The sequence below is a fragment of the Pseudomonas faucium genome (assembly GCF_021602585.1).
GTDB lineage: Bacteria > Pseudomonadota > Gammaproteobacteria > Pseudomonadales > Pseudomonadaceae > Aquipseudomonas > Aquipseudomonas faucium.
Window position 1 is genome coordinate 1 of record NZ_BQIP01000047.1, and the last position, 10,763, is coordinate 10,763.

Below are 10,763 nucleotides of genomic sequence, written 5' to 3' on the forward strand. Positions count from 1 at the left end.
GGGGTGCCGGCCGGGTACAACTCGGGGAACAGCGCCGCCAGCTCGACCCCCTCGGCGAGCGTGCCCAGGCACAGGGCGGCGCGTTCGGCGATGTTGTCCAGCTCACGGATATTGCCCGGCCAGGCATGGCGCAGCAGCAGTGCCGGCAGGGCCTGCAGGTGCTCGGCGCTGGCCGGTGGCAGGCCACTGGCGCGGCTGTGGCGCGCGAGCAGGGCATTGAACAGCGGCACGATGTCCGCCAGCCGCTCGCGCAGGGGCGGCACGGCCAGGCGCAGGATGTTCAGGCGGTAGTACAGGTCCTGGCGAAAGCGCTGGTCGGCGATGCGTGCGGGCAGGTCGCAGTGGGTGGCGGCAATCACCCGGATGTCCACCGGGGTTGGCTCGCAGGCGCCCAGGCGCAGTACCTCGCGCTCCTGCAGCACGCGCAGCAGGCGGGTTTGCAGCGCCACCGGCATGTCGCCGATCTCGTCCAGAAACAGCGTGCCGCCGTGCGCCAGCTCGATCAGCCCGGGCTTGCCGCCCTTGCGCGAGCCGGTGAAGGCGCCGTCCTCGTAGCCGAACAGTTCGCTTTCCAGCAGCGACTCGGGCAGCGCTGCGCAGTTGATTGCCACGAACGGCGCGTGCTGGCGCGCGCTCTGGTTGTGCAGGCTTTGCGCGAGCAGCTCCTTGCCGGTGCCGCTTTCGCCGGTGATCAGCACCGTGGCGTCGGTTTGCGCGTAGCGCTGGGCCAGGTGCAGGGTGGCGCGAAAGGCCGGGGCGTCGCCCAGCATCTGGGCGAAATGGTGGCGGGCCTTGAACGGGCGCGCATCGGCGTCGCGAGGCCGCCGTGGCGGGCGCCGCGAGGGTGTTTCAAGCGGCTTGGCGGCCAGGGTCACCAGGCTGTCGAAGGTGTGGCGCAGGCTTTGCGCATCCAGCGCCAGCACCCCCTGGGCACCGGCATCGTCGGCCAGCTGGCACACGGTGGGCGAGCCGATGATGACCTCGAACCCATCGGCGACCAGGCGCTCGACCTGCTCGCGCGCCTGCTCAAGGCAGGTGTAGGTGTGCTCGCGAATCTGCAGGGTGAACAGCGCCTGCATCGCGGCCAGCTCCGGGTAGGGCTGGGCGAAGCTGAGGATGCCGACCTTGCTGGCCCGGTCGCGGGCCTGCACCAGGGCGCGAATCAAATCGAACTCGCCCAGGTGCAAGGTGCGCACCGTGGTGCAAAGGTGCTGGCGCAGGTAATCGGCAGCGGCCCCGGAACACAGGATCACATCGGCCTGCTGGCGGCTCTCGAGCCGGCGCGCCAGCGGCAGCAGGTCGGCCAGGGTGGTTTCGATCACCTCGATCCGCGCCTGCTGGCGGTAATCGGCGCTTACCTGCTCGATCAGTTGCGCCATGCGGCTGGGCGCGGCGGGGCGGTGCAGGTGGGTGACCAGCGCGACCACCCGGGGCAGGTAAGCGGCAACGGACATACAGGCTCCTTGGGTAAGGCGAAGGCGTTACAGCGGGTTTACCAGATGCCCGCCATCCACCGCGACGATGCTGCCGGTCATGAATGCACCGGCATCACTGGCCAGCAACAGCAGCGGGCCGTCCAGTTCGTGCAACTGCCCCAGGCGGCGCAGCGGCACCTGGCCCTTGATGTAGGCCTGGCCGGCTTCGCTGTCGAAATAGTCCTGGTTCATCTCGGTCTTGAAGTAGCCCGGGGCGATGGCGTTGACGCGGATCTGATAGCGCGCCAGCTCCAGGGCCATGGCCTTGGTCAGCTGCACCACGGCGGCCTTGGCCGTGCAGTAGTGGCTCAGGCCACTGCCCACGCGCAGGCCGAGGATCGAGGCGATATTGACGATGCTGCCTGGCTTGGCGGCCTTCACCAGGCGCTGGCTGGCGCACTGGGCCACGTGGAACACGCCGTCGAGGTTGGTCGAGAGCATGCGCTGCCAGGCCTGCTCGCTCAGCTCGAGAAAACGCCCCGGGTCGCCGATGCCGGCATTGTTGATGACCACGTCGACCACGCCAAAGCGCGCCTCGGCCTGGTCGAAGGCCTGTTCGACGCTGTCGCGGCGGGTCACGTCCAGGGCCACGGCCAGGGCTTCACCGCCGCTGGCCTGCAGCGCTTCGGCCAGCGCCTGCAGGCGCTCGGCGCGGCGCGCCGCCAGCACCACGCGGGCGCCGGCGGCCTGGGCCAGGCGGGCGAAATGCGCGCCCAGGCCGCTGGAGGCACCGGTAACCAGCACAGTCTTGCCGGCCAGGGAAAATGTGTTTGCAAACATGCTATCGGTCCTTGGTTTCAGAGCACTTCGAACAGGCCGGCGGCACCCATGCCACCGCCCACGCACATGGTCACCACCACGTAGCGCACGCCGCGCCGTTTGCCTTCGAGCAGGGCATGCCCGACCATGCGCGCGCCGCTCATGCCGTAGGGGTGGCCGATGGCGATGGCGCCGCCGTTGACGTTCAGGCGCATCGGGTCGATGCCCAGCGTGTCGCGGCAGTACAGCACCTGGCAGGCGAAGGCTTCGTTGAGCTCCCACAGGCCGATGTCGCTCACCTTCAGGCCATGCTGGCGGAGCAGGCGCGGCACCGCGTAGACCGGGCCGATGCCCATCTCTTCCGGGGCCAGGCCGGCCACCGCGATGCCCCGGTACAGGCCGATGGGCTGCAGGTTGCGCTGCTCGGCCAGGCGCGCGTCCATCAGCACGCAGGCGCTGGCGCCGTCGGACAGCTGGCTGGCGTTGCCGGCGGTGATGCAGCCGCCGTCGAGCACCGGCTTCAGGCCGCTGAGGTCGTCCAGGCGGGTTTGCGGGCGGTTGCCTTCGTCCTGCGCCAGGGTCACCTCGCGGTAGCTGACCTCGCCGGTCTGTTTGTCCTTGATCAGCTGCTGGGTGGTCAGCGGCACGATCTCGGCGTCGAACAGCCCGTCGCGCTGGGCCGCGGCGGTGCGCAGCTGCGACTGCAGGGCGTAGGCGTCCTGGGCCTCGCGGCTGATGCCGTAGCGCCTGGCCACGTGCTCGGCGGTCTGCAGCATCGGCATGTAGGCGTGGGGCACGCGCTGGATCACCTGGCTGTCCTGCTCGGCCAGCGCCCATTCCAGGTTGCGCGCCTGCACCGCGCTGATGTTTTCCTGGCCGGCGCCGATGGTCGCCTGCATGCCATCGACGATGATCTGCTTGGCGGCGGTGGCGATCGCCATCAGCCCGGAGGCGCACTGGCGGTCCAGCGTCTGGCCGCTGACCGACACCGGCAGGCCGGCGGCCAGCGCACTCATGCGGCCCAGGTTCCAGCCGGCGGTGCCGGAGGGCATCGCGGTGCCCATCACCAGGTCTTCGATTTCATCGGGCGCGATGCCGGCGCGCGCGACGGCGGCCTGGATGGCGTGCGCCGCCAGGCTTGGCGAGCGGGTGTTGTTCAGCGCACCGCGAAAGGCCTTGCCGATCGGCGTGCGGGCAGTGGAGAGGATGACGGCTTCTTTCATGTTCGGGGTTCCTTGTGGGCCAGGGGTGAGCCGGTCAGAGGCTTGCGCTGCGCAGCTTGCTGCTGGAGGCCAGGCGGCGCAGCAGCGGGGCAGGTTGCAGCCACATGTCGCCATAGGCGCCAAGCTGCTCGCGCTGTTGCTCGATGCCAGCCAGCACGCGGTCCATGCCCAGCTCGCGGGCGTAGTGCAGGGGGCCGCCGCGCCAGGCCGGGAAGCCGTAGCCGTTGGTCCACACCAGGTCGATGTCGCCGCTGCGCAGGGCGATGCCTTCATCGAGCAGCTGCAGGCCTTCGTTGATCAGCATGAACAGGCAGCGGTCGTGGATTTCCGTGTCGCTGATGCTGCGCCGGGTGATGCCCAGGCTGGCCGCCAGTTGCGCCGCGATCTGCTCCACCTCGGGGTCTTCGATGCGCTCGCGGCCTTCGTAGCGGTAGAACCCGCGCCCGCTCTTCTGGCCGTGGCGGCCCAGGCGGTACAGCTCGTCGGCCAGGCGGAAGTAGCTCGGGTCGTGGGCGATCTCGCTGCGCCGCGCCTGGCGCACCAGGTAGCCGACGTCGATGCCGGCCAGGTCGTACATGGCGAACACGCCCATGGCCAGGCCAAGGCCGGTGAGCACCTTGTCGACCTGCGCCGGGGAGGCGCCTTCGAGCACCAGGCGGTGGGCTTCGCGGGCATAGGGTTCGAGCATGCGGTTGCCGATGAAGCCAAAGCACACGCCGGACACCACCGGCAGCTTGCCGATGCGCCTGGCGATCTTCAGCGTGGTGGCCAGCACGTCCGGCGCGGTCAGGCGGCCGCGCACCACTTCGAGCAGGCGCATGACGTTGGCCGGGCTGAAGAAGTGCAGGCCGACCACATCCTGCGGGCGTTGGGTGCAGGCGGCGATGCGGTCGACGTCCAGGGTCGAGGTGTTGCTGGCCAGGATCGCCCCCGGTTTGCATACGCGGTCGAGGGTGCGGAACACCTGCTGCTTGATCGACAGGTCTTCGAACACCGCCTCGATCACCAGGTCCGCGTCGGCCAGGTCGGCGTAGTCCAGGGTGCCCTGCAGCAGGCCCATGCGTTGTTCGAGCTGCTCGGCGCTGAGCTTGCCGCGCTGAATGCTGCTCTCATAGTTCTTGCGGATTTGCGCAAGGCCGCGGTCCAGGGCTTCGGGCTTGAGCTCCAGCAGGCGTACCGGGATACCGGCATTGATGAAGTTCATGGCGATGCCGGCGCCCATGGTGCCGGCGCCGATCACCGCCACCTGGGCAATGTTGCGCAGCGCCGTGCTGGCGTCGATGCCTGGCACCCGCAGCGCTTCGCGTTCGGCGAAGAACTGGTGGCGCAGGGCGGTGGCCTGTGGGTCTTGCAGGGCTTCGCGAAACAGCGCCTGCTCGCGGGCCAGGCCCTCGGCCAGTGGCAGCTCGCAGGCAGCGCGCACCGCGGCGAGTACGCGCAGCGGGGCGCGCTGGCCGGGTTTGCGCGCGGCCAGTTGCGCCTCGCGGCTGGTGAACAGGTCGCCTGCCAGCGCGTCGCTCAAAGGCGGGCTGGCCGGGCTTGGCGCGGCAGGGGCGGCCAGTTGCTCGCGGGCGAAGGCGCAGGCGGCTTCGAGCACGCCCTGGCCGGGTTCGGCGAGGCGGTCGACCAGGCCCAGGGCAAGGCCCTGGCGGGCGTCGATCGGGTCGCCGCCAAGCATCATGTCCAGGGCCGGGGCCACGCCGATCAGGCGCGGCAGGCGCTGGGTGCCACCGGCGCCGGGCAGCAGGCCCAGGCGCACTTCGGGCAGGCCCAGGCGGGCATTGGCGCTGGCCACCCGATGGCTGCAGGCCAGGGCCAGCTCCAGGCCGCCGCCCAGGGCCACGCCGTCGATGGCGGCAATCAGGGGTTTGCCGATGCGGGTCAGGGCATCGAGCAGGTGCGGCAGTGCCGGCTCCTCCCAGGTCTTGGGGCTGCCGAATTCGCTGATGTCGGCGCCGGCGCTGAACGGCAATTGCTGGCCGTGCAGGATGATGGCCTGTACCTCAGGGTCGGCGGCGGCCTGGCTGCAGGCCTGCATCAGCGCCTGGCGCAGGGCGTGGCCAAGGGCGTTGACTGGCGCATGGCGCAGGCCGATCAAGGCCAGTTGGTGGTCGCGGCGATAGTCGATCAGCTGCATGAGAGGGAACCTTGTTGTTATTGGCCGGGGGAGGCGTTGCAAACCTCGCCTTGGCTAAGACGAATGAAAAAACCAGGTGGCGGCCCGTAGCGCGGGCCGCCACCCGAAAAGTCCGCTGCCCGGAGGGAACAGGCAGCGGAAACCAGCTCGGTCGTATCAGCGGGCGAAGGCCGCCTCGCTGATGTCCATCAGGTTGTCGCTGCCACTGCGGATCAGCGTTTCATGCAGGCTGGCGCGCGGCAGCAGGCGCTGCAGGTAGAAGCGCGCCGTTTCGCGCTTGCCCTGGTAGAACGCCACCTCGTCGCTGCCGGCGGCCAGGGCGCGCTCGGCGGTGCAGGCGGCGCGCAGCCACAGGTAGCCGACCAAGGTGTAGCCGCTGAGCATCAGGTAGTCGAAGGCGCTGGCGCCGATCAGGTTGGCGTCGCTGGCGCTGGCCTCGCGCAGCCAGGCGCTGAGCTCGCGCCAGGCGACCACCTGCTTGAGCAGCGCCTGGGCCAGGTGGGCCGGGGCCGTGCAGCTCTGGATGAAGTCTTCGATCTCGCCCAGCAGTTCGGCCAGGGCCTCGCCGCCATCGGCCAGTACCTTGCGGCTCAGCAGGTCGAGGCCCTGGATGGTGTTGGTGCCTTCGTAGATCGCGGTGATGCGCACATCGCGGGCGATCTGCTCCATGCCCCACTCGCGGATGTAGCCGTGGCCACCGAACACCTGGATACCCAGTTGCGCGGCCTCGTTGCCGGTTTCGGTGAGAAAGCCCTTGGCAATCGGCGTGAGCAGCGCCAGGCGGCGCGCCGCGGCCTCGCGCACGCCGGCGCTGGCGCCGTGGTGCAGTTGGTCGACGCCCTTGGCGCAGGTGTAGGCGAGCATGCGCCCGCCCTCGGCGTAGGCCTTCTGGGTCAGCAGCATGCGCCGCACATCGGCGTGGCCGATGATCGGGTCGGCCGGCTGGCCCTCGCGCAGGCGCGGCGTGGCGCGCATCTGCACACGTTCCCGGGCATAGGCCAGGGCGCCCTGGTACGACGCCTCGGCGTGGGCCTGGGCCTGTTGCGACACCGCCAGGCGCGACTCGTTGATGTAGGTGAACATGGCGTTCAGGCCGCGGTTGGCCTCGCCCAGCAGGTAGCCGGTGGCGCCGTCGAAGTTGAGCACGCAGGTGGCGTTGCCGTGGATGCCCATCTTGTGTTCGATCGAGCCGCAGCTCACGCCGTTGGGGGCGCCGAGCTGGCCCTGGGCATCGACCTGGATCTTCGGCACGGCGAACAGCGAAATGCCCTTGACCCCGGCCGGTGCGCCTTCGATACGGGCCAGCACCAGGTGGATGATGTTCTCGGTCATGTCGTGTTCACCGGCAGAGATGAACATCTTGCTGCCGCTGACCTGGTAGCTGCCGTCGGCCTGGGGCTTGGCGCTGGTGCGCAGCAGGCCGAGGTCCGAGCCGCAGTGGGCTTCGGTGAGGCACATGGTGCCGCCCCAGCGCCCGGCGATCATTGCCGGCAGCAAACGCGCCTGCAGGGCCGGGTCGGCATGCTCGCTGAGGGTGCTGATGGCGCCGCCGGCGAGGTTGCCGTACATGCCCCAGGCATGGTTGGCGCTGCACACCATCTCGTAGTTGACGAAGCCCAGCGACGGCGGCAGGCCCTGGCCGCCGAAGGCCGGGGCCTTGTCCAGGCCCAGCCAGCCGTTGTCGGCGAAGCGCTTGTAGGCCGCGGCGAAGCCGGGCGGGGTGGTGACCTTGCCGTCCTGCCACTGGCAGCCGTGCTGGTCGCCCACCGCGTTGAGCGGGGCCAGCTCCTGTTCGGCGAACTTGGCACCTTCCTCGACGATGGCGGCGAAGGTCGCTTCGTCCGGGGCTTCACAGCCAGACAGTTGTTGGTAGTGGCGGCTCAGGTCGAGCAGCTCCTGGGCAACGAAGGTGATATCGCGCAATGGGGCGGTGTAGCTGGGCATGCCGAACTCCTGGCTGGGTGGACTCGGCATGTTGTAGCAGGCAGGCCTCGGCGCCGCGTCCACCCAGGGGGTGGAATGGCGGGTGGATTCGGCGCCGGGCCCAGGTGGAGGTCAGCTCAGCAGTTGCAGTTCGCGCGCCGCGCACAGGGCGCTGTCGCGGTCGGCCACGTCGAGCTTGCGGAACAGGTTGTTGATGTGGGTCTTGACCGTGCTCAGGCTGATGAACATGGCCTCGGCGATCTGCCCGTTGTTCTGCCCGCGGGCCATGCGCTGCAATACCTCGAGCTCGCGGCGCGAGAGCGGCACCAGCAGCGTGCCTTCGGCGTTTTCCCGGCTGGCCAGCAGCGGGCGGAACAGCGCATCGAGCTGCTGGCGCGAGGGCGCCGGGGCGGTAAGGCCCAGGCGCTCGCGCACTGCTGGCAGCAGCAGTTGGCGCAGGGCCTCCAGGCTTGCATCGCCCTCGTACTGCAGCAGCTGCCCCAAGCCTTGTGCGCAGGCCAGTTGCAGCGCCTGTTCGAGGCTCTGCAGGGCGTCGTCCTGGTCCTGCTGCAGGGCTGCCGCGAGCAGCAGGGCGTCGAGCAGCAGGCGGTGGTTGCCTTGCGCCTGGGCCTGGGCCTGCAACGCCTGCTGGATCTGCCGGGCCTTGTCGCGCTGGCCAAGGTGGCGCTGCACCCAGGCATAGGCCAGCCATTCTTCGGGCAGCAGCTGCTCGCCATACTGGCGCCGGCACCAGTGCCACTGGTCGAGCCAGTCGGGCAGGTAGTCCTGGTCGTTGTCGCGCAGGGCCAGGCGCGCCAGCCAGGCGCCGGCCTGGCGGTAGAGGGTGAACAGGCGGTATTGCTGGGCGAGCCGGCGCACCTCCATCCAGCGTGCCTTGGCCTGGGCGGTTTCGCCCAGCGCCCAGTGCAAGCACGCCTGGTGGTGGAACACCCAGGGCAGCGCGGCGCTGTGGGGGAAGCCCAGGGCCAGCACCTCGGCCTGGGCCAGGGCGTGGCGCGCCGGGGTCAGGCGGTTGGCCTGCAGCAGTGCCAGGCCCTTGCCCAGGTGGCGGAACAGTTCATAGAAGCGCCCCGAGCTGCCGGTGGCGGGCACCTCGGCCATGCCTTGCAGGCGCTCCCAGGCGGCGTCGTTGGCGCCCTGGGCCAGTTCGATCTGGGCCAGCAGCAGGTGCAGCAGGTTGGTGTAGCCGCTCAGGCCAAAGCCCTGCAGCTCGCGCAGGGCGCGGCTGGCTTCGGCGTGGGCCTGCGGCAGCTGGCCGAGCGCGGCCAGGCAGTTGGCGCGGTCGAAATACAGCACCGAGCGCGCCGCGTTGTGCTGGGGGAAGGCCTGCAGTGCCCGCGCCGCCAGGGCCAGGGCGTGCTCCAGGTTGCCGCCCAGGTAGGCCAGGCGGCTGCGCAGGAACATCACCGTCTGCTGCACCCGCTCGGGGTGGCGCGGCACCGCCTGGCGGCGCTGCAGGGCGTAGAGCTGGCGCAGGCACTGGCAGGCCTGGGCCATGTCATTGGTGACCATCACCGTGGAGGCTTCGGTCACCGCCAGGGTGAAGCTGTCGTTGCCGGTGTGGCCGGCAACCTCGTCGAGCACATCGACCAGGGTGTTGACCTTGCCTTCGCGCAGCAGCTCGAAGCCGTGCCGGTCGACGATGCTCAGCACCGCATCCAGGTCGCGGGCGCGGCCGAACTGGTAGATGGCCTCGGTGTAGCGGCGCTGGCCCAGCAGCCAGTCGGCGGCCTGGCGATGCAGCTGGCGCAGCTGCTGCGGGTCGCGTTGCTCCAGGCGCTGGTAGAGGCCGTTGCGCAGGGCCGGGTGGTAGCGGTATTCGGCGTGGCTGCCCTGGGGCACCTCGATGATCAGGTCCAGGCGCTGCAGCTGGCGCAGTGCGGCGGGCACATCGGCCTTGGCGGCCAGCTCGCGGGCAAGGCCGGCATCGAAGACCTGGGCCACGGCGGTGTGTTCGAGGAACGCGCGCAAGGGCATCGGCAAGCGCTGCAGGCACTCTTCTTCGAGAAACTGCCGGGCATGGGCGTAGGCCTGGCGGGTGATCGGGCGCAGGTCGGCGGGCGCCTGGCCGGTGCCGAGCAGGGCCTCGCGGTAGGCCTCGAGCCAGAACAGCACGCCACTGGGCCAGCCTTCGCTGCCGGCGCGCAGCTGGTACAGCGCATCGCTGCCCAGGTGGGCCTCGCGGGCCAGCGCCAGCTGCTGCGTCTCTTCGCTGTCCAGGGCCAGTTCACGGGCGCCCAGCACGCTCAGCCGGCCGTCACGGCGCAGGTGCGCCAGCGGTAGGGAAGGCGGGCCTTCGCTGGCGGCGACCAGGCGCAGCGCCGCTGGCGGGTGGTGCAGCAGCGTGTCCAGGTAGTGCCAGGCGGGGGCGGCGGTGAGCAGGTGCAGGTCGTCGAGCAGCAGCGTCAGGGGGGCTTGGCGGGCTTCCAGGTCGGCCAGGATCAGGCTCCACAGCGCATCGGCCGGCTGCGTGTCGCGCTGCTCGGCGGGCAGTTGCAAGGCCGCGTGCAGGTGCAGCAGCAGCGCCAGGGGCTGGTTCTCGGCGCGGGTCAGGCGCAGCCATGCCCAGGGTTCGGCCTGGCGGCGGGCGAACTGGCCCAGCAGGGTGCTCTTGCCGTAGCCCAGCGGCGCTTGCAGCAGCACGACGCCGCCCGCGCCCAGCGAGGTGGCCAGTTGCTCAAGCAGGCGCGCACGCAGTACCCCCTTGGGTGGCTCGGCAGGGGGGCGCAACTGGTTTGGTTTGAGCGTGGGACGGTGCATGAAGAGCAGGTTCCATCGGGTCGGCCAGACATCCTAGCCGAGCATGGGAGCGGGGCGTGTGGATTTTTGTTGGTGTATGGGGGGCTGGCTTGGGAGTTGTGTGAGGGCGACCATCGCGCGCCGCCCGCGCGGCGCATCGCGGATAAATCCGCTCCTACATTTGTTGCAACGTGCCTATGCCTGATAGGCCATGGTTGCCAGCCTTGTTTGTACGACGCGATTTCTCGGCGGGCGCCAAAGGCGGACAACCATGGCCTGACAGACCGTGGCACGTTGCAACAAATGTAGGAGCGGATTTATCCGCGATGCGCCGCGCGGGCGGCGCGCGATCTCATGCTCGCCGCAAACCTCAAGACAGGCCCACCGCCACACCGCTACCTATGCCTGATAGGCCATGGTTGCCAGCCTGGGTGGCACGACGCGATTTCTCGGCGGGCGCCAAAGGCGGACAACCATGGCCTGACA

At 69.9% G+C, this 10,763-nt stretch carries 6 protein-coding genes; all 6 read right to left on the reverse strand.

Annotated features, from left to right (window positions below; all coding sequences use genetic code 11):
- A partial coding sequence (locus L6D75_RS26860) for a sigma 54-interacting transcriptional regulator (protein WP_236193945.1) occupies nucleotides 1–1,454 on the reverse strand: 1,454 nt, incomplete at its 3' end.
- Nucleotides 1,455–1,481: 27 nt separating this feature from the next.
- Nucleotides 1,482–2,255: an SDR family NAD(P)-dependent oxidoreductase gene (locus L6D75_RS26865; RefSeq protein WP_176518126.1), complete on the reverse strand. Its 774-nt coding sequence runs from the start codon at nucleotides 2,253–2,255 to the stop codon at nucleotides 1,482–1,484.
- A 17-nt stretch (nucleotides 2,256–2,272) separates the two neighbouring features.
- Entirely contained in the window at nucleotides 2,273–3,457 is a 1,185-nt protein-coding gene (locus L6D75_RS26870; protein ID WP_176518127.1) for an acetyl-CoA C-acyltransferase, read from the reverse strand.
- A 34-nt stretch (nucleotides 3,458–3,491) separates the two neighbouring features.
- Nucleotides 3,492–5,594, reverse strand: a complete 2,103-nt coding sequence (locus L6D75_RS26875; protein WP_176518128.1) for a 3-hydroxyacyl-CoA dehydrogenase NAD-binding domain-containing protein — start codon at nucleotides 5,592–5,594, stop codon at nucleotides 3,492–3,494.
- Nucleotides 5,595–5,750: 156 nt separating this feature from the next.
- A complete protein-coding gene (locus tag L6D75_RS26880; protein ID WP_176518129.1) occupies nucleotides 5,751–7,538 on the reverse strand; it encodes an acyl-CoA dehydrogenase C-terminal domain-containing protein in 1,788 nt (595 codons plus the stop codon).
- A gap of 111 nt (nucleotides 7,539–7,649) precedes the next feature.
- A complete protein-coding gene (locus L6D75_RS27340) occupies nucleotides 7,650–10,298 on the reverse strand; it encodes a LuxR C-terminal-related transcriptional regulator (RefSeq protein WP_176518130.1) in 2,649 nt (882 codons plus the stop codon).
- Nucleotides 10,299–10,763 lie beyond the last annotated feature (465 nt).